The sequence below is a fragment of the Paenibacillus hunanensis genome, from assembly GCF_014645615.1.
GTDB classification, from domain to species: Bacteria; Bacillota; Bacilli; order Paenibacillales; family Paenibacillaceae; genus Saccharibacillus; species Saccharibacillus hunanensis.
On sequence record NZ_BMMB01000007.1, the window covers coordinates 214,526 to 237,827 of the forward strand.

A 23,302-nucleotide genomic window follows, 5' to 3' on the forward strand; every position below is an offset into this window, starting at 1 on the left:
GGCTACCCCCGGATGACCCACATATAAGATGCATAAGATTCAAGCGATACAGTGTTCTCCCAAGCAGGAACGAACTCCGTATTTTGGACAAGCAACTCTACAGACGCAGAGTCGATGTCGCGTAACTGGGCAGGTAAGTCGAATTGAGCAGGCTGATCGGTGAAATTGGACATAACGACCAGAGTATCACGATCATTTTGGCGGGCATACGCGTAAATCTGTGGATGCTGCTTATCCAGACGGATATAGCTTCCATCGATCAGCACATCTTCTTTTTTACGAAGTGCGATCAGTCGTTTGTAATGACTGAGGATCGAATTCGGATCTTGCTGCTGTAGACTGACATTGATCTCAGGATAACGCTCGTCCAGCTTGATCCACGGTGTTCCGGTCGTGAAGCCAGCATTAGCGCTATAATCCCACTGCATCGGTGTACGCGCATTGTCACGTGAGCGACGTGCAATGATGGTGAAGGCTTCTTCTGGCGTTTTGCCCATTTCAATCATGATACGGTACATATTTTTGGATTCTACATCCCGGAATTCCGAGATATCGTTCCAGTTCGGATTAGGCATTCCAATCTCTTCACCCTGGAAAATGTACGGTGTACCCTGTAGACCATGCAGTGTAGTTGCCAGCATTTTGGCGCTCTCGACACGATATCGTCCATCATCGGCAAAACGGGATAATGCGCGGGGCTGATCATGATTGTTCCAGAACAGTGCATTCCATCCACCGCCTATGTACATGCCGGATTGCCACTGAGATAACAGTGTCTTTAACGCTTCAAAATCATACGGCATCAATTCCCATTTCTTCCCCTGTGGATAATCCACCTTCAGATGATGAAAGTTAAACGTCATGGAGAATTCGCGTTCTTCCGGGTTAGAGTATCGAATACAGTGCTCCAGTGTAGTGGAGGACATTTCACCGACAGTGACGAGCTGATAGGGGCCAAATACCTTTTCATACAATTCTTTAATGTATTCATGCACCCGGGGACCATCGGTGTAAAATCGCCGACCATCACTAATGATCAGATCATCGCCTTCATCATCTGGAAAGCGCTGATCCTTGGAGATCAGATTGATCACATCGAGACGAAAGCCATCCACACCTTTGTCTGTCCAGAAACGCATCAGCTCAGCTGCTTCCTGACGAACCTGCTCATTTTCCCAGTTCAAATCTGCCTGAGTTGGATCGAACAGAGCCAAATAATACTGTCCAGTCTGCTCATCGTATTGCCAGGCGGAGCCGCCAAATTTAGATTGCCAGTTATTCGGGACGCCACCGCCTGGTGCCGGATCATGCCAGATATAATAATCACGATATGGATTATTTCTGGATTGCCGTGATTGCTTGAACCAGACATGCTCTGTTGACGAATGATTAACCACAATATCGAGCATCAGACGCATATTTCGCTGACGAATGCCTTGCAGAAGCTCATCAAAGTCGTCCATCGTGCCATACATCGGATCAATCGAGCGATAATCAGCAACGTCGTAACCGTTATCATTTTGCGGCGAAACATAGATCGGCTGAAGCCAGATAATATCAATTCCTAGCTCCTGCAAATAATCCAATTTCTCGGTCAGTCCCCGAATATCTCCGATACCATTACCTGTTGTGTCCTTGAAACTGCGCGGATAAACCTGATAAACCGTCGATCTGCGCCACCACTCCGTCCTATTCATCTGTATGATTCCTCCTGTAAATGCTTCAAAGCTGTACGACATAAACTACACTACATCTCTATCTATATAGCAGTAGGTAGTATAGCTGGAATAAGATTCAAACCTGTATATACAAGATGACTCGCCTCGTTGATTCTATACCTGTATATACAAGTTGTCAATTATAAAAATGAAATTTTTAATAGTGTTGGATATTTTGAAAGGAGGTGATTCAGGAGCTAATATGAATTCTATTTTCTTATATGTGGTTAGATGGCATGTGAAATAGCCTGATTCCATTGGATTAGGAATCAGGTTGCTAGACATTGCTTGGAGTCGTACATATATCGTATGTTGGAGCAAAGCAGTTTAATTATTCAGTGTAGACATATATGATATGCAGTAATACACCATCCATCTCCATAACACAGGAGGCTCTAATATGCCCATTCAGTGGAACACCGACTTTTGTAAACAAATTCAGATTCGCTATCCAATCATTCTTGCGCCGATGGCAGGTATTGCGAATATGCCGCCGCTTGTAGCTGCTGTATCCAATGCAGGTGGGCTGGGTACGCTGGGTGGCGCATATATGAGCCCGGAGCAGATACGACAGGCAATTCAAGAAATTAAACGACTGACAGATGCGCCTTTTGCAGTTAATCTATTTGCGCATATGGGCAGCGATCGGTATGAGGGCTGGGAGGAAGTGCTCCAGCAATTGCAGCCTGTACAGCAAGCGCTTGATATTGCGGCGCCATCTCCAGATCAGATTCGTACACCGGATGATTTGGAAGCTCAATTTGCGGTACTGCTGGAGGAGAAAGTGCCCATTATCAGCACCACATTTGGTTTATTGTCCAGTAGCCATATGGAGCAAGCCCGATCGCTGGGCATAAAGGTGATCGGTACAGCAACGACAGTGGAAGAAGCGATACAAGCTGAGCAGAGTGGCTGCGATGCTGTAGTTGCGCAGGGGAGTGAGGCAGGCGGACATCGTGGAACCTTCGATACCAGCAATAGACCACTGGGTTCTAATGTCGGCACGATGGCATTGGTGCCACAGATTGTTGATCAGGTGAGCATTCCTGTGCTTGCTGCTGGTGGCATTATGGACGGCCGCGGATTGGTCGCTTCACTTGCGCTCGGCGCGCAGGGTGTACAGCTTGGAACACGCTTTCTAACATCGGTGGAATCTGGCGCACATTCCGTATACAAGCAGGCACTTCTAAGTAGTACAGAGGATAGCACGGTAATGACGACTGCTTTTTCCGGGCGCCCTGCTCGTGGTATTCAGAATGAATTTATTCGTCACTGGAACGCTACAGGAATTCAGCCATTAGCCTTTCCAACGCAAAATACATTAACACGCGAGCTTCGCAATGCAGCTGCTCGCCAAAATAATGCTGAATACATGGCGCTATGGGCAGGACAGGGAACCAGATTGCTGACAGATGGGCAGTCTGCTGCCGATATAGTGCAGGAGATCATGACACAGGTTGAAGCTTTACTGCATGATTAGAATGAGATAAAACGATATAGCAATATGACACTCAAGACGATGCCCATCCTGGCACCGTCTTTTTTGTATTTTTTTCATCCAATGATCTCTAGCCTGGAGCTGTACTTCAGCTTATCGTACTGAAATATTCCTTTACATTCTCCCTTCAATACACCAGTACATCGCCCATTTATACATTTTTATCCCCATCTTCAGAATTTCTTTATTTTTGTAGCAGGTGAATATTCATTTTTGTTGTTTATGATGATGGAACAGAAGCGAGGGCTGCTTCATCACTTAACAGAACGGAGGCTGAGGATGATCAATACGATTATTATTCATCTAGTTGAAAATTATGGCTATATGGCATTCTTTCTTGCCTTTACATTAGGTCCCTTCGGTGTTCCTGTACCGAACGAGGTGACGATTATTACCGGGGCGGTGCTTAGCAGTACGGGCATGCTGAATCCGTACTGGACATATGGCTGTATGCTGCTTGGACTGATCACAGCAATTACCATTTCGTATGTACTTGGAACATGCTCGGGTCAACGTCTTTATGCTCATTTGCAGAAAAAGCCTTATCTCGCAAGGGTGCAAAAGCTATTTGAGCGTTTTGGCAATAAAGCGGTATGTATCGGATTTTTTATTCCCGTCGTTCGCTATGTTTTGCCTTTATTTGCTGGGTTTCATGGTATGCGCTATCGCATGTTTGCTGTACTTGCCTATAGTAGCGCGCTGCTCTGGACGGGGCTCTTTTTCATCATTGGCCATTATTTTGGCACAGTCCTATGGTAAACAAACAGGTTAGTGGAGGAGAACATGATGAAGATTAGAGAAGGTTTTTTATTTGCACATCGATTTTTTGGCGATCCGAAAAGAGTAGGCAGTGTGATGCCAAGCTCTCGCTTTTTAGCTGAACAAATGGTGAAGCCCATTGCGTGGGACAATGTACGTGAAATCGCTGAGCTGGGTTCAGGTACGGGAGCGATTACAAGCTTCATTCAAAAGCATGCGGGAGATGAGGTTGACGTCATTTTATTTGAAATGGACAAGCAAATGAGAGAATATATAAGGAAACAATATCCACAATTTCCCTGCTACACCAATGCACGTCATTTGACACAAAAGATGAACGAGCTGAACATTACGGAGCTAGATTGTGTGGTGAGCGGACTACCATTTTTCAATTTCAGTGTATCGATGCGGCAAGCCTTACTGGAGCAGGTCGTTCAGGCACTCAAGCCGGGCGGACTATTCATCACCTATCAGTATTCATTGCAAATGAAAAGAATGCTTGCCGATACATTTATAATCGAAGCCATTCACTTTGTGCCGTTTAATATACCGCCTGCCTTTGTATATGTATGTCGCAAGAAGTAGCACACGAATTGCAAATAAGAAGCCAGTATATGAATAGTAAAGGAATAGACCGCTATGCTTCTAGCTTTAATTGCGATGCGGACTGCTTTCTGTGAATGTGTACAAGTCAGCCTAGTTCAAACTACGATTCGTCTACATGCAATAAATATACATTATACTATTTTATTAACCTATAGAAAGAGTGAACGCGAACGATGCCTACAATCCTTGTGGTTGATGATGATTCTGAGATCAGAGATGTGATCCATATCTATTTGCGTAATGAAGGATATACGGTACTGGAAGCTGAGGATGGAATCGAAGCGGTGGAGAAAACATCGAGCACAGCGGTTGATCTGATTATTCTCGATGTAATGATGCCGCGTATGGATGGCATTCGCGCCTGCATGAAAATTAGAGATATCTCCGATGTACCGATTATCATGCTATCTGCCAAAGAAGAGGATATCGATAAAATTACAGGCTTAACGACAGGAGCCGACGATTACATCGGTAAGCCATTTAATCCGCTGGAGCTGCTTGCACGAGTGAAGGCGCAACTGCGCAGGCAATCGCTATGGAGCAAGGATGGATCGTCATCGTCTACTGTAATTGAAGTGAGAGAACTCGTTATCGATATCCAAAAGCATATCGTTACGCTTCAACAAGCGCCTGTATCGCTTACACCGCGTGAATTTTCAATTTTGGAGCTACTTGCCAGTCACCCGGGGCAGGTGTTCAGTCCAGCGCAAATATACGAGCGTGTATGGAATGAAACGGCAGGTTATTCAGATAATACAGTGATGGTGCATATTCGTAATTTGCGCGAGAAGATCGAGCATTCTCCAAAGGAGCCTCAATATATTAAAACGGTCTGGGGTGTTGGTTATAAAGTGGAATAAGCTACGCTTACCTGTGAAGTTCCGACGAAGTATTCAGCTCAGACTGTTATTTAGCTGTGTAATCACCTTCATAATCACATATGCGATCGTGTTTGTAGCTTTTTACACCACTTATTTATTGAGCACGGTCATTCCTCAATTAAAAAGTATTGCACCGTTTTATGGTGTGCTCATTATTGTTCTATTTATGTGTATTTTTGTAGCCACCTTTTACATTTTGACGCGCAGAATGGTATATGATCTGGTTAATCTGGAAAAAGGGTTAGCCACAATTGCAGAGGGCGATATGGGGTATCGCATTCCAACAGAGCGTGAGGATGAGCTCGGTCGAGTGATACAGAGCGTGAATACGATGGCAGAGCAGCTTCAACAAAAGATCACACAGGAGCGAGAAATCGAAAATAGCAAAATGGAGCTGATTACCGGAATCTCGCACGATTTACGTACGCCCTTGACGAGTATTATTGGCTATATCGAATTACTACAAAGTGCTTCCTTCCGTAATGAAGAGGAGTACCAGCGCTTCGTACAAAATGCGCACAGTAAAGCGATTCATTTAAAAAAAATGCTGGATGATCTGTTTGAATATACGCGTCTTGCATGGAAGGAGGCGCAGCTGCATCGGGAAACAGTGGATCTGACTCAGATGGTCAATCAGCTCTACTTTGAATTTGAACCGATTGCACACGAGATGGGCATCACCACTGTTAAACATATCATTCCTACTCCAATCTATACTCAAGTGGATAGTGAGAAGATTGCACGTGCAATTGATAATTTGCTCAGCAATGCACTTCGTTACTCCCTAACTCCCAGTACAATCCAGATTGCGATGAAGCAGACGGATACACGGATTATGATCGAGATTGCCAACGAAGGCATGCCACTTACGAAGGAGCAGGAGCGCAGACTGTTTGAACGATTTTACAAGGTCGATCCGTCTCGCCATGATCATGGCATGCAATCAGGGACGGGGCTCGGATTATCTATTGCCAGAAGTATTGTCGAGCTGCATGGTGGCGAGCTACACTTCACTCATCTGGGCAAATGGTTCACCTTTACGATTGAATTGCCTCTGCTGACGAGTGAGAATACAGATGGAGTAGAGGAATAAGCAATACAGTTGATGTGGTGATACAATGTCTATACATCGTTAGCTTATCTAACTCATGTACTATTCATTAATAGGTAGCCGTGCACCAGAAATTAAGCGATATGCTCCCTCTTAAACACGAATAATGGTTTAGCTTGAAACAAAGAGTAGCTTAGACGGAGCTACTCTTTGTTTGGCTTGCTTGTCTTTCATTTCCGTTCATCAAATAATAGAACAATGCTACAACATAGAATGATAAACTGAACGATAGTGAGAGCAATTCATAATGTACATAGAAGAGTGAATGGAGGATGAACGAGTTGACCAATCAAAATCAATCGTCACATACGTTGGTAAAAGTCATGACCTTCAATCTGCGTACCTATACGGCTTATGATGAAGGAAATGAATGGGCACAGCGTGCACCGTGGGTAGTACAAACGATTATCGATCATGCCCCTCAGATTGTCGGTGTGCAGGAAGCGTATCGGGTGATGCTGGACGATATGCAGCCACAGCTCACCGAATATCAATGGATTGGTGAAGGACGACGTGGAGGGAGTGAGGATGAGCATTGTGCTATTTTTTATCGTCCACAAGAGCTAGAGCTGCTGGAGCAAGGACAATTCTGGTTATCGGAAACACCAGAGCTTGTCGGTTCACTTGGCTGGGATAGCGATTATCCGAGAATCTGCACCTGGGGCTGGTTTCGTCATCGATTAACGAATGCGGTCATTCGAGTATATAATGTGCATCTGGATCATATTGGCGAACAGGCACGCATGGAAGGGGCTAAGCTTGTCGTTGCGATGATGAAGCAGCATGCTGCCGCAGAACCGGAGAGTGCCGTCATACTGATGGGCGATATGAATGGTGTGCCATCTGATCCGCCTCTGCAATACCTGCATGGACGATTACCAGAAGAAGGAGAACTGCCTGCATTGTACGATGCCTATTCTAGTTTACAGGGTGAATACGGACGTACATTTCATAATTTTGAGGGCGGTATCGACGGCGAGCCGATCGATTATATTCTGGCAGAATCGATGTGGAAGATACGTAGCTGTATCATTGATCGGCGTCAGATTGAGGGTAAATATCCGTCTGATCACTATCCAGTGGTCGCTGAGCTAGAGCTTTCATAAATATATCGTATCAGGAATGAATAAACATCCAATGAGTATGAACCAGAAGCATGCTATGATTATCGTAGTAGGGATCAAGCTTAGTGTATAGATCTTATCTCAACCTGATAAAAGGATTATTATATGCGGCTAGATTCGATAACTTACGAGTCGCTATAGCGTAACGGTAACATACTAGAATACAAAACATTAAAATAAGGAGGGACAACGATGTCAGATAAAGCCGATCGTCTCAAAAAAGCGCGTGTACCTCAGCAACCACAGCTCGGTGATGAACTACAGCATCGCTTACCACCTGGGCAGACGTTAACAGACAGCTTTCCGATTTTGCATTATGGCGAGGTGCCTGAATATGATCTATCCACCTGGAATTTGCGCGTGTTCGGAGAAGTAGAGGAGGAGCGCATATTTACGATGGAGCAGTTGCAAGCCTTACCTGTGACCCACACTGTAAGTGATATTCACTGTGTCACACGCTGGTCCAAATTCGACACGGCATGGGAGGGTGTGCGTTTTGCCGACCTGATGCAGCAGCTCAACGTCAAGCCAGAGGCACGTTATGTGATGCTACATGCCGATCCGGATTATGAAACAAACCTACCACTGGAAGCACTACTCACAGATGATGTGCTGCTGGCCTGGAATTATGATGGTAAGCCTCTCACTGCCAAGCATGGCTGGCCACTACGCATGGTCGTACCTCAGTTATATTTTTGGAAAAGTGCTAAATGGCTGCGCGGCATTGAATTCATGAAGGAAGACCGCCGCGGCTTCTGGGAAGATCACGGCTTCCACAATATTGCCGATCCATTTCAAGAGCAACGCTTCTCATCAGATGAATATGAAATGCCAGAGGATGAATGGAAGTATTGTGAAGCGGATTAAAACTGTTATTCTAGCAGAAAATGTAGACAATACGAGAAAAAGGGTTGATGTGAAGATTAACCCTTTCTTTTTTATAATAAATGCAGAATGCTGGATCTAGCTGGTGTATCGCGATATGTATTTTCTGTAACCAATGAGTCAAATTGAACGTATAGTAAAAGAGTAATCCATTTTTTGGATGACCTTACGTGGATGAGGAGGTAGGATACGATGCAAATGCTATTAACCATTTTGTTTATGGCAGCGATTATTGTACCGCAGGCATGGTATTATATCGCAATAGGTAAACGTATAAGTGAAGAAGAGCGTAAAGCTGGACGAGATCTGAGTGAAGAAATTAATCCGTTTACGGGTGCAAGATGAAGCCAGCCCATCCTATCAAACTGAAACCAATAGCAAACATGCCCGCGAATCGATAGCTATCTCCGTAGAGAATCTGGCAATCGTACGCGGGCATGTTTAGTTTAGATATAAATAAGCAGTCTGTTCTTCTACAGACATTCTATAGAAAAAATCAGTCAATTATAGACCTTCTACAGCCTTAGCAATTTTCGCATCCAGTACGCCTTTTTCAGTGCTACCTTTGTTCAGTGCAGGCTCGAACCAGTAGATGACCAGTACATTGCCTTTCGTATATTCCGTTTTACGGAAAGGTACACCGTTCACCTGTTTCTCCAGATCCTTCAGACCTGCTTGCAGATCTTCCTTGGATTTGAATACATAGATCGATACAGGCTCAGCCTCTTTCGGATCACTACCTGTTACATAACGATCTGGCTTCACATTGTTCAGTGTCCAGCCCTGTTCTGGTTTAGAAGTGAGCTTAATGCCCTGTTTTTTGATCGCAGCAGCAACTTCTTTTGTTGTCAGGTCACTGTTTGCCGTTGTAGACGAGCTGTTGTCTTTGTCTGTAGCAGATGTCGTACCTTCTGTGCTGGTCGTCGACTCCGTCGTATCTGTCGTCGATTCAGTACTACCAGTAGCCGAGCTTTCTGGTGTTGTCATATCCGTGTTTTCGCTGCTTTGCTCATTCGTTGTCGTTGTTCCGGAATTTGTTGGTGTCATGCTACTATTGTTGGAGCAGCCTGTTGCTGCAACTACCGTTAGTGCAAGTAGCAGTGTAGTGATTTTCAATTTCGTCATGATTGACCTCCTGTGAATAACGTATGCATTTGCTGAAAATGGATGCAAGCCTTGATGTGGCTTACAACATCATAACATACATAAACGGCAGAGCAAATTTTGACACAATGCTTACAGTAATGACATCGGAATAAGACAATGATGCAACTGGATATAGGAGAATGAACCGCTCTTGATAAAGCACAGACTACGTTAGCCTACAAAGCAAAAAGCGCCCCATACAGATACAAGTGGGACGCTTTTTTACAAAAGATTGCAATGGAGATATAAAGTATATAATGCCTGTTCAGCGCTGTACCAGCGGAAGCAGATTATATGTGCATCAGTAGCTTATGTGCATCACTACCTTTTCGCTTACAGTACGTTCAGTTCAACAGCGATATTGCCACGAGTTGCACGAGAATATGGACATACATCATGAGCTGCTTTTACGAGCTGCTCTGCTGTTTCGCGCTCTACACCTTTAACGAGCACATCAAGTGTCACAGCAAGTGCAAAGCCGCCATCTTCCGCTTTACCAAAGCTGACTGTACCTGTTACTTCTGTGCCTTCGTGTTTTACTTTTTGCATGCGTGCAACCATATTCAGGGCGCTATCAAAGCAAGCGGAGTAACCAGCGGCAAACAATTGCTCTGGGTTTGTACCAGCACCACCAGCGCCGCCCATTTCTTTGGGTGTAGCTATATCAAGGCGAAGTTCAGGGCTGGAGGACTCTACATAACCACTACGACCGCCCACAGCTTTTACAGAAGTTTCGTACATTTTTTGTTGAATATTCAGCATAAGTATAAACCACCTTTTCATAAATTAAATTTTACAAAATATAATTTATCACAATTAATGAAAAAAGTAAAATTGTTATGATTATATTAATGTCAAACAATTGATTTTATGATACAATGTCCACTAAGCATCATGTATTCTCATCCGTTCATATATTAGAAAACGGAACCTCTCGTAATGGTGTCCGATCCGTCGGCATTCAAGGGGAGTAGAGACCGCGTATGTCTTCTACCTGATCTTGCTGATCGATCCAATCAGGTGCGGAAGGCATGCTGTTCTATCTGCATGATGTCCCTATACACCCGAATGATCGCAACACAGTTTTTCAAGCTACATGCATGTTTATTTGCGCATGATTTTGTATACATCTTGTACCAACAAATTTATTTTAAAAGCAGGTGATCACATTTATGGATACTTCACAGGAATATCCCCATCCGCAATTAAAGCTGGAAAACCAGCTTTGCTTCGCCATCTATGCATCTTCGCGTGAAATGACCAAAATGTACCAGCCTTTGCTGGAGCATCTTGGACTCACATATTCGCAATATCTCGTTATGCTTGTGCTGTGGGAGCATCGCGAATGTACGGTAAAAGAACTGGGTAATGCGCTCTATCTAGACTCTGGCACACTGACGCCACTATTGAAGCGTTTGGAAGCTGCTGGCCTGATTATTCGTAAGCGTTCAACCGAGGACGAGCGTAAGGTGCATATTACGCTGACTGAGGCAGGTTGGAAGCTACAGGAGCAGGCAGTATCTATTCCTGATGATCTGCGCAGCAAAACCTGCATGGATCTGAATAAGCTTGATGAGCTACTGCATGAATTCCGCCATTTGCTTCAGACTGTACACGAAGTAAATGTGAATAGCAGCGGTAAGTAATCCGTTTTGCTCTTCGATCGTATATAGCAAAATATCGAACCCCTGCGCAGGGTTAATTTAAGACGATCCCCATTGGCATTTAACGCCAATGGGGATTTATTTTTTTACTTTGTTAACGTATACATGGTATATTAGCTATAGGCCTACTGCCCTGTAGGTACACCGGGTCAGAACGAGAAACGGCAGAGTGAATTGTCCAATTAGAGGGACAACCGACTGCTGTTTAATTTTGGCTATGGCGTGGATTAAAATGGTAAAATTTTTAAGGAAAGCGTTTTAAAAACATGGTACAATAGCAAAGGTTGTTGATTTGCCGGGTAATTTTGCCGGAATGCATTCATGCCGATAGGAGGATTTACCAGATGAATATCCATGAATATCAGGGAAAACAAGTGCTTAAAGAGTATGGTGTGGCAGTACCCGAGGGAAAGGTTGCTTTTACAGTTGAAGAAGCTGTAGCAGCGGCTGAATCGCTCGGAAGCCCGGTATGTGTCGTTAAGGCACAGATTCATGCCGGCGGTCGCGGTAAAGCAGGCGGCGTCAAAGTAGCCAAGAGCATTGAAGAAGTGCGCACCTATGCACAGGAACTGCTCGGCAAGGTGCTCGTAACGCATCAGACCGGCCCTGAAGGCAAGGAAATCAAGCGTCTGCTCATCGAACAGGGCTGTGATATTCAAAAAGAATATTACATAGGCGTAGTTATCGACCGTGCCACTGGCCGTGTCGTTATGATGGCTTCTGAAGAAGGCGGTACAGAGATCGAGGAAGTGGCGGAGAAAACGCCGGAAAAAATCTTCCGTGAAGCGATCGATCCAGCCGTAGGCTTGCAGCCTTTCCAGGCGCGTAAGCTGGCGTATGCTATCAATATCCCAACCAAGCTGGTGAACAAAGCAGCTCAATTTATGATGTCTCTGTACACTGCATTTGTGGACAAGGACTGCTCGATTGCAGAGATCAACCCACTTGTTGTAACAGGCGATGGTCAGGTTATGGCACTTGATGCCAAGCTGAACTTTGACTCCAACGCATTGTTCCGCCATCCAGAAATTCTGGAGCTGCGTGACCTTGCAGAAGAAAACGAAAAAGAAATCGAAGCTTCCAAATTTGACCTTAGCTATATCGCACTCGATGGCAACATCGGCTGTATGGTTAACGGTGCAGGTCTGGCAATGGCAACGATGGATATTATCAAATACTACGGCGGCGAACCCGCGAACTTCCTCGATGTAGGGGGCGGTGCGACGACGGAGAAGGTTACCGAGGCGTTCAAAATCATCCTGTCCGATGAGAACGTAAAAGGAATCTTTATCAATATATTCGGCGGCATCATGCGCTGTGATGTTATCGCTAACGGTGTAGTGGAAGCGGCGAAGCAAGTAGGTCTGAGTCGTCCACTGGTCGTACGTTTGGAAGGTACGAACGTCGATCTCGGCAAACAAATTCTGGCTGAATCCGGCCTGAATATCGTTGCTGCTGACTCCATGGCTGACGGTGCACAGAAGATCGTTGCACTCGTTTAACATCCGAACCCAATTTAAGTGATAGGAGCTGTGACTGGACAATGAGTATTCTGGTAGATAAGCATACAAAAGTTATCACTCAGGGCATTACCGGTGCTACGGGACTGTTCCACACCAAGGGCGCGCTTGATTACGGCACCCAGATGGTAGGCGGCGTAACACCAGGCAAAGGCGGTACTACCGTTGATATCACACTGGAAAACGGCGAGAACGTAAGCCTGCCAGTATTCAATACAGTGATCGAAGCGAAGGAGAAAACAGGTGCAACAGCGAGCGTAATCTATGTTCCGCCTGCATTTGCAGCGGATTCCATCATGGAAGCCGTTGACGCAGAGCTCGATCTCGTTATCTGTATTACAGAAGGTATTCCAGTACTGGATATGGTTAAAGTATCCCGTTACATGGAAGGCAAAAAAACCGTCCTGATCGGGCCAAACTGCCCGGGTGTTATTACACCAGGCGAATGTAAAATCGGTATTATGCCGGGTTACATCCACAAGCCAGGTTATGTTGGTGTCGTATCCCGTAGTGGTACACTGACATACGAAGCGGTTCACCAGCTGTCCACTCGTGGCATTGGTCAATCGTCTGCGGTAGGTATCGGTGGCGACCCTGTGAAGGGCTCCGAGTTTATCGATATTCTGAAAATGTTCAATGAAGATCCAAACACTCGTGCTGTTATTATGATCGGTGAGATCGGTGGTACAGCTGAGGAAGAAGCAGCAGAATGGATTCAAGCGAACATGACCAAGCCGGTTGTTGGCTTCATCGGCGGCGCTACAGCGCCTCCAGGCAAACGTATGGGTCACGCAGGCGCAATCATTTCTGGTGGTAAAGGTACAGCAGCAGAGAAGATCGCTAAGCTGGAATCTTGCGGTATTAAAGTTGCTCCAACACCATCCGAAATGGGTTCTACACTTGTTGAAGTGCTGGAAGAGCGTGGTCTGCTGAGCGAGTGCACAACACACTAATATTGTCCTTGCGATCAAGCAAACAATAGATGTGCATAAATATACAGAAGGTCTGTCCCGAAACGGGATGGACTTTCTGTGCTGTCGTCATCTATAATAGATGGAACAGAATATACGGAGTTCATTATCACTCATGCAAGGTAAGCAACCTTTGATGCCCACGGGCAGATCAGGTTGCTTTTTTGCGTTTCACTATGAATCTTGCATGTACGTATAGCTTTCTGAGTAAGTAAACGCTTGCAATATAATACAACTTACGATTAAATGGAGTAGGTGAGCTCATCTAACTCCTATTTGGAGGAAATGGAATATGATGGATGAACGTCATGTGTTAATTGGCTTGCATGAAGCACCCGGTATTGGCTGGAAACGGATCTATGGTATACTACAACAGCATGTAGACCTGCGCGAACTGCCGACATGGAGTGCCGGACGCTGGCGTAGCTTGGGCATGCCCGAAAAAGTGGCACAAGCGCTTCCGCATGAATTAAGCGAAGCAGTGATCAGAGAGAAGCTAGCTCGATATAATAATCTAGACATCGAGATCATAACGATGATGGATGATACATACCCATTATTAATGAAGGAAATTGCTCAGCCCCCCTGGGTGTTGTATATGCGTGGTAATAGTACGCTACTCCAATCCTTTTGTATCGGCATGGTAGGCACACGCGTACCTACTGCCTACGGTCGGCGTGTAGCCGAGCTGTTAGTACAGGGATTAACTGCCAAAGGAATAACGGTGGTTAGCGGATTAGCACGCGGAATCGATAGCACCTGTCATGAGGCTACACTACAGGCACATGGCCAAACCATCGCCGTGCTTGGAACAGGTGTAGACGTAATCTATCCACCAGAAAATCGTTTATTATATGAACGAATTCGCGAAAATGGATTAATCGTATCCGAATATCCGCTTGGCACACGTCCTTCTCCCGGTACCTTTCCACAGCGCAACCGAATTATTGCTGGCTTATCGCATGGTTCGATTGTTGTGGAAGCTGATGAGCGTAGTGGTTCGCTCATTACAGCAGATTTTGCTATGGAAAGTAATCGCGATGTATTTGCAGTGCCAGGGCCGATCACCTCACCTAAAAGCAAAGGCACATTATCCTTGCTCAAGCAGGGTGCGATTATGGTAACCTGCGCGGATGATATTATAAATGAATATGATTCAAGATTAGAGGATTTGTGTGATAAAACTTACGTGAAGCAGGAAGATAATGGAATAGCTAATACCTCGAATATTCCGCCTTCTGGTGACCTCGCAAATATTTCTCATTTGACAGAACAGGAAAAGACGATATACCTTATATTGGAGCAGGGCGATGCAACCATCGACGAAATTCAGGCCAAATCGAATTTTGATTTTGGACTTTTGCATACTGTTCTGTTATCTTTAATCATAAAAAAACAGATCAGTCAGTGCTCTGGCGCTGTGTATACCTTAATATAATTCAAATTATAGATAGAATATCGGAAAGGGGGACAAACCTGTGGCAGATTCACTCGTTATTGTGGAATCACCGGCAAAAGCGAAAACGATCGGCAAGTATCTTGGCAGCAAATTTATTGTCAAAGCATCTATGGGCCATGTCCGCGATTTGCCAAAAAGCCAGATTGGGGTCGATGTTGAAAACGATTTTGATCCCAAATACATTACCATCCGTGGTAAAGGTTCTGTTCTAAAAGAATTAAAAGATGCACGAAAAAAAGTAAAAAAAGTCTATCTCGCGGCTGACCCGGATCGTGAGGGTGAAGCGATTGCCTGGCATTTAGCCCATGCGCTGGATGTGAATGAAGGCGAAGCATGCCGTGTTGTATTTAACGAAATTACCAAGCAAGCGGTTAAGGATGCATTCAAAACGCCGCGTCAAATTAATATGGATCTGGTCAACGCACAGCAAGCACGTCGTATACTTGACCGTCTTGTAGGTTACAAAATCAGCCCCCTATTATGGAAGAAAGTCAAAAAGGGCTTGTCCGCTGGTCGTGTGCAATCGGTAGCCGTTAAGATCATTATCGATCGTGAAAATGAAATTTCAGACTTCACACCGGAAGAGTACTGGAGCATTACTGCCAGACTGACGATTAACGATACCACCTTCGAAGCGAAGTTCCATCAGCTGAACGGTGAGAAAAAAGAGCTGCACAGTGAGCAGGATGTGAATGAAATTCTGGCAGCGATTGAGAATGCTACCTTTGAAGTGAATGAGATCAAGGAGCGCGAACGACTGCGTCATCCAGCAGCTCCATTTACCACATCGTCTCTGCAACAGGAAGCGGCGCGTAAGCTGAACTTCCGTGCAGCCAAAACGATGTCGGTCGCACAGCAATTATATGAAGGTATTGATCTCGGCAAAGAAGGAACAGTCGGTCTGATCACCTATATGCGTACTGACTCCACTCGAATCGCAGCTTCTGCACAGGAGGAGATTCGTGAGTATATTACAGGCAAATACGGTAACGAGTTTATTCCGGAAGAGCCCCGTCAATATACGAAAAAGAACGCGAACGCACAGGATGCGCACGAAGCGATTCGTCCTACCTCTGCTAGTCGTGATCCAGAATCGGTGAAGGAATATATGAGCCGTGACCAGTTCCGTCTGTACAAGCTAGTATGGGAACGTTTTGCAGCAAGTCAAATGGCTTCGGCTGTACTGGACACGATGTCTGTCGATATCGGTGCTGGGCCAACCACGTTCCGTGCAGTTGGTTCCAAAGTTCGTTTCCAGGGCTTTATGAAGGTGTATGTAGAAGGTAATGACGATGGTAAGGAAGAAGGCGAGAAGTTTCTGCCGCCAATGGCGAAGGGTGACAAACCAACACCTGAGCATATCGAGCCCAAGCAGCATTTTACACAGCCGCCGCCACGTTATACCGAGGCACGTCTTGTTAAAACGCTGGAGGAGCTAGGTATTGGTCGTCCAAGTACGTATGCGCCAACATTGGAAACGATCCAAAAGCGTGGCTATGTAGCGATCGAAGAGAAGAAGTTTATGCCTACTGAGCTGGGCGAGCTCGTTATTCAGCAAATGGAAGAGTTTTTCCCTGAAATTCTGAATGTAGAGTTCACTGCCAATATGGAGCAGGATCTTGACCATGTAGGAGAAGGTCAGGAAGATTGGGTACAGGTGCTAAATGATTTTTATGAATCGTTTGAGAAGCGCCTTGAAGTAGCCGAAGAAGAAATGAAGGAAATTGAGATCGAAGACGAAGTCTCGGATGAGATCTGTGATAAATGCGGACGCCATATGGTGTACAAGCTGGGACGCTTCGGTAAGTTCCTCGCATGCTCCGGTTTCCCGGATTGCCGCAACACGAAGCCAATCATTAAGGATATCGGTGTAAAATGCCCGACCTGTCATGAAGGTGATGTGGTGGAGCGTCGCAGTAAAAAGGGTCGTGTCTTCTACGGCTGCAATCGTTATCCAGAATGCGACTTTGTATCGTGGGATCGCCCATCGCCGAAGCCATGTCCGGTATGTAGCTCGATGATGGTCGAGAAACGAAATAAACAGGGCGTTAAATTGCAGTGTACAAGCTGTGATCATACCGAAATGGTTGAGGAAAATGAAAATGAAGAAGCGGTAGAGCTCGATTAAGCGAGTAAGCTGATTCCATTGCCTTCCAACTGAGCGGATCATCGTTCAACACTATTCGTAATAGCTCATTAGAATTTCCATATCATTTCACGTATAATATAAATACGACAAATGCAGCACAACGACTGACTTGTATTCAGAGCTTTATCTGGATACAAGTCGTGCTGTTTTTCACTCATTATTAAGGGTAAGATATTCAGGGGGTTTTTCATCGTGTCAGAGATTCAAAAGGTAACCGTTATTGGAGCAGGCCTTGCAGGCAGCGAAGCCGCATGGCAGATTGCCAGTCAGGGAGTACCTGTACAGCTATATGAAATGCGTCCGGTCGTCAAAACACCGGCACACCATACGAACCAATTTGCCGAGCTGGTATGCAGTAATTCACTGCGTTCCAACACACTCGCTAATGCCGTAGGCGTTATGAAGGAAGAAATGCGGATGCTGAACTCACTCGTTCTAGGTGCAGCCGATCATCACGCAGTACCCGCAGGTGGCGCACTTGCCGTTGACCGTGATGGCTTCTCTGGTGAGATCACATCGACATTGCATAACCATCCGCTCGTTACCGTATTAAATGAAGAAGTACAGGAGCTGCCAAAGGACGGTATCGTAGTTATTGCTACAGGGCCACTAACCTCTCCAGCACTCTCCAAGCAAATTCAAGAGCTGCTCGGTGAAGAGTATTTCTATTTCTACGATGCCGCAGCACCGATCATCGAAAAAGATTCAATCGATATGAGCAAGGTATATCTCGCTTCCCGTTATGATAAAGGCGAAGCAGCTTATCTGAATTGCCCAATGAACGAAGAAGAGTTCAATGCCTTTTATGATGCACTGGTTGGTGCAGAGACGGCTCAATTGAAGGAATTTGAAAAGGAAATCTATTTCGAGGGCTGTATGCCGATCGAGATTATGATGAAGCGCGGTAAGCAGACAGCTTTGTTTGGTCCAATGAAGCCAGTTGGTCTGGTGAATCCACATACAGGAGAGCTACCATTTGCGGTTGTGCAGCTGCGTCAGGATAATGCAGCAGGCACATTGTACAATATGGTTGGCTTCCAGACGCACCTAAAATGGGGCGAACAGCGTCGTGTCTTCTCGATGATTCCAGGTCTGGAAAATGCCGAGTTTGTACGCTTTGGTGTCATGCACCGCAATACATTTATTAATTCACCACGATTGCTGGAGCCTACGTATCAGTTGAAGACCAACCCGAATGTATTTTTCGCAGGTCAAATGACAGGCGTTGAGGGTTATGTAGAATCCGCAGCTTCCGGCTTGATTGCAGGCTTGAATGCAGCACGTCTTGCTAAAGGTGAAGAATTGCTCGTGCTGCCACAGGCAAGTACGCTGGGCAGTATGGCGCATTACATTACACAGGCTGATCCAGAGCACTTCCAGCCGATGAATGCGAACTTTGGTCTGTTGCCAAAGCCAGAGAAGAAAATTCGTAATAAAAAGGAAAAGAATGAGATGCTGGCACAGCAGGCGCTGGATAGCATTCGTGCCTTTTTTGACCTTCCAGCAGCAGAACCAGTAGCTTCGGCTCCATCTGCTGAATAAAAATAAAGCTTAACCTTTGCTTAACCGGGTATTAACACCTTGTTGGATCATGTGATTCGTTTACACGGATTTAATAATGGAACCAATTGCCCTGTCATCCGTAATGCTCAGAGACGACGAACAGGAGGGAATTTAGATGGAGCTTTCATTTCATGCAACAACAATCTGTGCCGTACGCCATAATGGCAAAGCAGCAATTGCTGGTGACGGTCAGGTAACGTTCGGGCAAAATGTCATCATGAAGCAACACGCCAAAAAAATCCGTCGTCTGTATCGCGGTCAGGTACTGGCTGGATTTGCCGGCTCGGTAGCTGATGCGATTACGCTGTTCGAGAAATTTGAAGCGAAGCTGGAAGAGCATCATGGCAATTTGCAGCGTGCTGCTGTCGAGCTTGCCAAGGAATGGCGTTCTGATCGTATCCTGCGTAAGCTTGAAGCCTTGCTGATTGTTATGGATAAAACCGGCATGCTGCTCATCTCCGGTGGCGGCGAGATTATTGAGCCTGATGACGATGTGATCGCGATCGGCTCCGGTGGTAATTTTGCTCTATCTGCTGCGCGTGCGCTCAAGCGTCACGGTAAGGATTTGGAGGCACGTGATATCGTGCAGTCCTCCCTACAGATTGCCGCAGAGATTTGTGTGTATACAAACGATAACATTATCGTAGAAGAATTGTGAGCCTGGCCGGTGCGGTCCGTACTCCACTTGCAGGGGGGGGATCACACCGGTTTTTGTTTCTGAATTTAGGATGGAGGGACAGAAGATGAATAAAGATGCCCACGCATTAACACCAAGACAGATTGTAGCAGAATTGGACAAATATATTGTTGGTCAAAAGCAAGCTAAAAAATCAGTAGCCGTGGCACTTCGTAATCGTTACCGTCGAAGTCTGCTTCAAGAGGATATTCAGGACGAGATCATCCCTAAAAATATTTTGATGATCGGGCCTACCGGCGTCGGTAAAACCGAGATTGCTCGTCGTCTGGCTAAGCTGGTTCATGCTCCCTTTGTAAAAGTAGAGGCAACCAAGTTTACCGAAGTCGGCTATGTTGGTCGTGATGTAGAATCCATGGTACGCGATCTGGTCGAGACGGCGATTCGTGTCGTCAAAGCAGAACGTACCGAACAGGTGAAGGATAAAGCGGAAGAAGCAGCCAATGAGCAGATTGTAAAAATTCTCGTTCCTTCTGGCTTCAAGTCGAAAAATCAGCGCAATCCATTCGAAATGCTATTTGGTGGCGCGAGTAATAACAATTCTTCCAATGAAGAGCCTGCTTCCGAGCATCATGAGGAGCAATCGATTCATGAGAAGCGTAGACAGGTTCGATTTGAGCTTCTGTCTGGTAAACTTGAGGAAGAGATTATCGAGGTTGAGGTTGAGGACACAACCCCTAACATGATGGATATGTTCATGGGACAGGGGAACGACCAGATGGGTATGAATATGCAGGAGATGCTGGGCAACTTCCTACCGAAGCGAATGAAAAAGCGTAAGCTTCCGATTAAGGAGGCACGTAAAGTGCTGACACAGCAGGAAGCGAACAAAATGCTTGATATGGATGATGTGAATCAGGAATCGCTGCGTCGTGCCGAGCAGAGCGGAATTATCTTTATTGATGAGATCGATAAGGTGGCAGGCTCTGGTCGCAACACTTCGGGTCCAGATGTGTCACGCGAGGGTGTACAGCGTGATATTTTACCAATCGTTGAAGGCTCTACCGTGATGACCAAGTATGGCCCGGTAAAAACGGATTATATTTTGTTTATTGCTGCGGGTGCATTCCATACGGCTAAGCCATCTGATCTGATTCCCGAGCTACAGGGTCGTTTCCCTATTCGGGTAGAGCTGGAAAGCTTGACGATGGAGGACTTTATTAGCATTCTGAAAGAGCCACAAAATGCCCTGACACATCAATATGCGTATTTACTGCGTGCAGAGGATATTGAGCTGGAGTTCTCGGATGAGGCGATCCGAGAGATTGCTAGCATTGCGGCGACCGTGAATCAGAATACAGAGAATATCGGCGCACGCCGTCTGCATACGATCATGGAGAAGCTGCTGGAGGATATCTCCTTTGAAGCGCCTGAGTTGACACTGGATACATTTGTGATCACGCCTCAGTATGTTCAGGAGAAGCTGAAGGATATTGCCCAGGATCGCGATCTTAGTCAGTATATTTTGTAAAAGGCGACAATTCCTTGTTTGTGGAAGAGTAGGAATACATTTAAAAATAGTAGGTATGATTTTAGGAAAAAGGTGGGGTGCCTGATTCGTCAGTTCCCCGCCTTTTTCCTATATTTTCGCAAGTGTGAAAAATGTATTATAAATATAAGAAATTGATCTATAATAAGAGATACAGGAATCCGATATAAATTTGAATCTGCTCTTTTCGGAATAACATAAATTGATATAGATTTTTTAATAAAGTTAGGTTATGATAATGTCGTTTGCGTAAATGCGCAAGTCAATCCGTAACACACATCTCCATCTTCATCCTGTTTGAAAAAGTCGATAATTTGGAATAAATTAGTAAATTTTGTGACAAATTTATTTCAACTTAATAGATAGTAAGTAATCCGAACTAGGTTTTTGGACGTAAAACAATATGTTTACATTAAAAAAAATACGGTTTTACAATAATCTGCATCAAAACGACTACTTAAACTGCTTACTTATTTCCATTTTTTCCATCCTCCAAAATACTCATAACTGTAAAATAAAAGCATTTTACCTAATTAATTGATAACAATATTTGCTTTTAATGTCATATTATTTATTATAATTGGAAAATTTTATATGAAAGAAGACAAAAAATGATTTTTTTTGTCAAAAGATAGTCCTTTATTCTCATTGTCTTACGACCAATTCTCTAGGAAACTTATGGTATCACTTTTTTAGGAAAAACGACGCATGGCGAGCTAAAACAACATATTTCCGCAATGTTTGTCGAATGATCGAATGAAATGAAAAAAGTGGAAGTTACATTCCATGTTTTAATATATGAATTTGAAAGGAGTGGCGTAAGTGAATTTGCTTAATGATGCGAGTTTTCGCCGATTGGAAGGCGCGATGAGCGCAGCCAATCTGAGACAACAGGTCATTACAAACAATATCGCCAATGCAGACACCCCCTACTTCAAACGTTCTCAGGTCTCATTCGAAAACGTGCTTCAATCTCAAATGGATGATAGCAGCAGCTCATTCCATGGAATTACTACGAACCCGCGCCATTTCCAAATTGGCAATGCACCTGGTAGCGTGCCACAGCCAACAGTCACCCAGGATACAGGAACAGTAATGAACAACAACCTCAACAACGTCGACATCGATGTAGAAATGTCCGATCTGGCTGAGAACCAGCTGCGCTACAATGCTTATGTCGAGCAGATTAATCATCAGATCAAAATGATGCGTACCGCGATTCAAGGAGGAGGAGCTTAATCCATGAGAATCAGTAATAGCTTTGATATCAGTTCTTCTGCCCTGACTGCACAACGTCTGCGTATGGACGTTGTTTCCTCCAACATCGCTAATGCGGAAACGACAAGAGCGAGCGTTCAAAATGGTGAGGCTGTTCCATATCGTCGTAAAGAGGTTATTCTTTCTACTAACAAGCCTTCATTTGCAGACTCACTCGACAATGCAATGAATGGATCTAACAATTCAGGCCTGAACGGCGTCAAGGCTGTCGGCATCCAGGAAGATCAGGAGCCATTCAAAATGGTATACAATCCAACTCATCCAGATGCAGACAAAAACGGCTATGTAAAAATGCCAAACGTCGATACTCTAAAAGAAATGGTGGACATGATATCAGCTTCGCGTTCATATGAAGCTAACGTAACTGCACTGAATGCCACAAAAGCAATGCTAATGAAAGCAATGCAGATTGGTAAATAATGAATAAATAATTGGTAGGAGGGGTAATTAATGATTGAAAATACAATGTTTAACAACGCTGTATCTTCGCCGTTTCAAATGAATACTGCAATGTCTCCAAGTAAGGCGACTCCCGGAGAAGCAATGGATCAATTCGGTTCTTACTTGGCAGACGCCTTGGAGCAGGTTAATTCGCAGGAACAGAGCGTACACAAGCTAAATGACCAATTCCTGATCGGGAAAGCAGATGTAGACCAGGTTATGGTCGCAGGCGAAAAATCGATGCTGAGTCTGCAATTGACTGCCCAAATTCGAAATAAAGCAATTGAAGCTTATCAGGAAATTATGAGAACACAAATGTAAGTGGACTGAGATGATGTTTCATAGC

22 protein-coding genes are annotated in these 23,302 nt (G+C 45.0%); 19 read left to right on the plus strand and 3 right to left on the minus strand.

Translation table 11 applies throughout. The features are described from left to right. Positions 1 to 2 precede the first annotated feature (2 nt). The gene (gene treC, locus IEX62_RS16470; RefSeq protein ID WP_188776630.1) at positions 3 to 1,697 is read right to left on the minus strand and encodes an alpha,alpha-phosphotrehalase; all 1,695 of its coding nucleotides are present in this window, start codon (positions 1,695 to 1,697) and stop codon (positions 3 to 5) included. 421 nt (positions 1,698 to 2,118) lie between these two features. Between treC and IEX62_RS16475 the strand changes: the two genes are divergently transcribed. From IEX62_RS16475 to IEX62_RS16510, 8 genes are all read left to right on the plus strand, one after another. Continuing rightward, on the plus strand, positions 2,119 to 3,198 hold the full coding sequence (locus IEX62_RS16475; RefSeq protein WP_188776631.1) for an NAD(P)H-dependent flavin oxidoreductase: 1,080 nt from the start codon (positions 2,119 to 2,121) through the stop codon (positions 3,196 to 3,198). Between the two features lie 297 nt (positions 3,199 to 3,495). Continuing rightward, positions 3,496 to 3,975 (plus strand): DedA family protein, encoded by a 480-nt coding sequence (locus tag IEX62_RS16480; RefSeq protein ID WP_188776632.1) that lies wholly within the window; start codon positions 3,496 to 3,498, stop codon positions 3,973 to 3,975. Positions 3,976 to 3,999: 24 nt separating this feature from the next. Then, positions 4,000 to 4,560, plus strand: coding sequence for a class I SAM-dependent methyltransferase (locus tag IEX62_RS16485; RefSeq protein WP_308422654.1), 561 nt, complete (start codon positions 4,000 to 4,002; stop codon positions 4,558 to 4,560). 194 nt (positions 4,561 to 4,754) lie between these two features. Further along, the gene (locus tag IEX62_RS16490) at positions 4,755 to 5,441 is read left to right on the plus strand and encodes a response regulator transcription factor (RefSeq protein ID WP_188776633.1); all 687 of its coding nucleotides are present in this window, start codon (positions 4,755 to 4,757) and stop codon (positions 5,439 to 5,441) included. Beyond that, positions 5,422 to 6,555, plus strand: a complete 1,134-nt coding sequence (locus IEX62_RS16495; RefSeq protein ID WP_229685861.1) for a sensor histidine kinase — start codon at positions 5,422 to 5,424, stop codon at positions 6,553 to 6,555. The genes IEX62_RS16490 and IEX62_RS16495 overlap by 20 nt, the downstream gene beginning before the upstream one ends. Before the next feature lie 299 nt (positions 6,556 to 6,854). Next, on the plus strand, positions 6,855 to 7,679 hold the full coding sequence (locus tag IEX62_RS16500; RefSeq protein WP_188776634.1) for an endonuclease/exonuclease/phosphatase family protein: 825 nt from the start codon (positions 6,855 to 6,857) through the stop codon (positions 7,677 to 7,679). Positions 7,680 to 7,889: 210 nt separating this feature from the next. Continuing rightward, the gene (locus IEX62_RS16505) at positions 7,890 to 8,564 is read left to right on the plus strand and encodes a sulfite oxidase-like oxidoreductase (protein WP_188776635.1); all 675 of its coding nucleotides are present in this window, start codon (positions 7,890 to 7,892) and stop codon (positions 8,562 to 8,564) included. 210 nt (positions 8,565 to 8,774) lie between these two features. Further along, a complete protein-coding gene (locus tag IEX62_RS16510; protein WP_188776636.1) occupies positions 8,775 to 8,927 on the plus strand; it encodes a hypothetical protein in 153 nt (50 codons plus the stop codon). Positions 8,928 to 9,086: 159 nt separating this feature from the next. On the opposite strand, the gene IEX62_RS16515 is transcribed toward IEX62_RS16510, so the two are convergent. Both IEX62_RS16515 and IEX62_RS16520 read right to left on the minus strand, forming a co-directional pair. Further along, entirely contained in the window at positions 9,087 to 9,707 is a 621-nt protein-coding gene (locus IEX62_RS16515) for a hypothetical protein (protein ID WP_188776637.1), read from the minus strand. 354 nt (positions 9,708 to 10,061) lie between these two features. Next, positions 10,062 to 10,490: an organic hydroperoxide resistance protein gene (locus tag IEX62_RS16520; protein WP_188776638.1), complete on the minus strand. Its 429-nt coding sequence runs from the start codon at positions 10,488 to 10,490 to the stop codon at positions 10,062 to 10,064. A gap of 410 nt (positions 10,491 to 10,900) precedes the next feature. On the opposite strand from IEX62_RS16520, the gene IEX62_RS16525 reads away from it, so the two are divergent. From IEX62_RS16525 to fliE, 11 genes are all read left to right on the plus strand, one after another. Further along, a complete protein-coding gene (locus IEX62_RS16525; protein WP_188776639.1) occupies positions 10,901 to 11,374 on the plus strand; it encodes a MarR family winged helix-turn-helix transcriptional regulator in 474 nt (157 codons plus the stop codon). 362 nt (positions 11,375 to 11,736) lie between these two features. Continuing rightward, positions 11,737 to 12,894 (plus strand): ADP-forming succinate--CoA ligase subunit beta, encoded by a 1,158-nt coding sequence (gene sucC / locus IEX62_RS16530; RefSeq protein ID WP_188776640.1) that lies wholly within the window; start codon positions 11,737 to 11,739, stop codon positions 12,892 to 12,894. Positions 12,895 to 12,935: 41 nt separating this feature from the next. Then, positions 12,936 to 13,865, plus strand: coding sequence for a succinate--CoA ligase subunit alpha (gene sucD, locus IEX62_RS16535; RefSeq protein ID WP_188776641.1), 930 nt, complete (start codon positions 12,936 to 12,938; stop codon positions 13,863 to 13,865). A 313-nt stretch (positions 13,866 to 14,178) separates the two neighbouring features. After that, positions 14,179 to 15,321, plus strand: a complete 1,143-nt coding sequence (gene dprA / locus IEX62_RS16540) for a DNA-processing protein DprA (RefSeq protein ID WP_188776811.1) — start codon at positions 14,179 to 14,181, stop codon at positions 15,319 to 15,321. Between the two features lie 40 nt (positions 15,322 to 15,361). Next, positions 15,362 to 17,470, plus strand: coding sequence for a type I DNA topoisomerase (gene topA / locus IEX62_RS16545; protein ID WP_188776642.1), 2,109 nt, complete (start codon positions 15,362 to 15,364; stop codon positions 17,468 to 17,470). Positions 17,471 to 17,683: 213 nt separating this feature from the next. Next, positions 17,684 to 19,033 (plus strand): FADH(2)-oxidizing methylenetetrahydrofolate--tRNA-(uracil(54)-C(5))-methyltransferase TrmFO, encoded by a 1,350-nt coding sequence (trmFO, locus tag IEX62_RS16550; RefSeq protein ID WP_188776643.1) that lies wholly within the window; start codon positions 17,684 to 17,686, stop codon positions 19,031 to 19,033. A gap of 136 nt (positions 19,034 to 19,169) precedes the next feature. Continuing rightward, positions 19,170 to 19,712 (plus strand): ATP-dependent protease subunit HslV, encoded by a 543-nt coding sequence (gene hslV / locus IEX62_RS16555; protein ID WP_188776644.1) that lies wholly within the window; start codon positions 19,170 to 19,172, stop codon positions 19,710 to 19,712. 85 nt (positions 19,713 to 19,797) lie between these two features. Beyond that, complete coding sequence (hslU, locus tag IEX62_RS16560; protein ID WP_188776645.1) at positions 19,798 to 21,219, plus strand: ATP-dependent protease ATPase subunit HslU; 1,422 nt, start codon at positions 19,798 to 19,800, stop codon at positions 21,217 to 21,219. An 840-nt stretch (positions 21,220 to 22,059) separates the two neighbouring features. Next, complete coding sequence (flgB, locus tag IEX62_RS16565; RefSeq protein ID WP_188776646.1) at positions 22,060 to 22,476, plus strand: flagellar basal body rod protein FlgB; 417 nt, start codon at positions 22,060 to 22,062, stop codon at positions 22,474 to 22,476. A gap of 3 nt (positions 22,477 to 22,479) precedes the next feature. Continuing rightward, entirely contained in the window at positions 22,480 to 22,935 is a 456-nt protein-coding gene (gene flgC / locus IEX62_RS16570; RefSeq protein ID WP_188776647.1) for a flagellar basal body rod protein FlgC, read from the plus strand. A 30-nt stretch (positions 22,936 to 22,965) separates the two neighbouring features. Further along, on the plus strand, positions 22,966 to 23,277 hold the full coding sequence (gene fliE / locus IEX62_RS16575) for a flagellar hook-basal body complex protein FliE (protein ID WP_188776648.1): 312 nt from the start codon (positions 22,966 to 22,968) through the stop codon (positions 23,275 to 23,277). Positions 23,278 to 23,302: the final 25 nt, after the last annotated feature.

What these genes read in the sequence shown, in the direction of transcription:
- IEX62_RS16515 (WP_188776637.1), bottom strand. Translation starts at nt 9,707, where the DNA reads ATGACGAAATTGAAAATCACTACACTGCTACTTGCACTAACGGTAGTT.
- treC (WP_188776630.1), bottom strand. Translation starts at nt 1,697, where the DNA reads ATGAATAGGACGGAGTGGTGGCGCAGATCGACGGTTTATCAGGTTTAT.
- IEX62_RS16485 (WP_308422654.1), top strand. Translation starts at nt 4,000, where the DNA reads ATGATGAAGATTAGAGAAGGTTTTTTATTTGCACATCGATTTTTTGGC.
- IEX62_RS16525 (WP_188776639.1), top strand. Translation starts at nt 10,901, where the DNA reads ATGGATACTTCACAGGAATATCCCCATCCGCAATTAAAGCTGGAAAAC.
- IEX62_RS16490 (WP_188776633.1), top strand. Translation starts at nt 4,755, where the DNA reads ATGCCTACAATCCTTGTGGTTGATGATGATTCTGAGATCAGAGATGTG.
- IEX62_RS16480 (WP_188776632.1), top strand. Translation starts at nt 3,496, where the DNA reads ATGATCAATACGATTATTATTCATCTAGTTGAAAATTATGGCTATATG.
- sucC (WP_188776640.1), top strand. Translation starts at nt 11,737, where the DNA reads ATGAATATCCATGAATATCAGGGAAAACAAGTGCTTAAAGAGTATGGT.
- IEX62_RS16475 (WP_188776631.1), top strand. Translation starts at nt 2,119, where the DNA reads ATGCCCATTCAGTGGAACACCGACTTTTGTAAACAAATTCAGATTCGC.
- IEX62_RS16520 (WP_188776638.1), bottom strand. Translation starts at nt 10,490, where the DNA reads ATGCTGAATATTCAACAAAAAATGTACGAAACTTCTGTAAAAGCTGTG.
- flgC (WP_188776647.1), top strand. Translation starts at nt 22,480, where the DNA reads ATGAGAATCAGTAATAGCTTTGATATCAGTTCTTCTGCCCTGACTGCA.
- IEX62_RS16505 (WP_188776635.1), top strand. Translation starts at nt 7,890, where the DNA reads ATGTCAGATAAAGCCGATCGTCTCAAAAAAGCGCGTGTACCTCAGCAA.
- sucD (WP_188776641.1), top strand. Translation starts at nt 12,936, where the DNA reads ATGAGTATTCTGGTAGATAAGCATACAAAAGTTATCACTCAGGGCATT.
- IEX62_RS16510 (WP_188776636.1), top strand. Translation starts at nt 8,775, where the DNA reads ATGCAAATGCTATTAACCATTTTGTTTATGGCAGCGATTATTGTACCG.
- fliE (WP_188776648.1), top strand. Translation starts at nt 22,966, where the DNA reads ATGATTGAAAATACAATGTTTAACAACGCTGTATCTTCGCCGTTTCAA.
- hslV (WP_188776644.1), top strand. Translation starts at nt 19,170, where the DNA reads ATGGAGCTTTCATTTCATGCAACAACAATCTGTGCCGTACGCCATAAT.
- hslU (WP_188776645.1), top strand. Translation starts at nt 19,798, where the DNA reads ATGAATAAAGATGCCCACGCATTAACACCAAGACAGATTGTAGCAGAA.
- dprA (WP_188776811.1), top strand. Translation starts at nt 14,179, where the DNA reads ATGGATGAACGTCATGTGTTAATTGGCTTGCATGAAGCACCCGGTATT.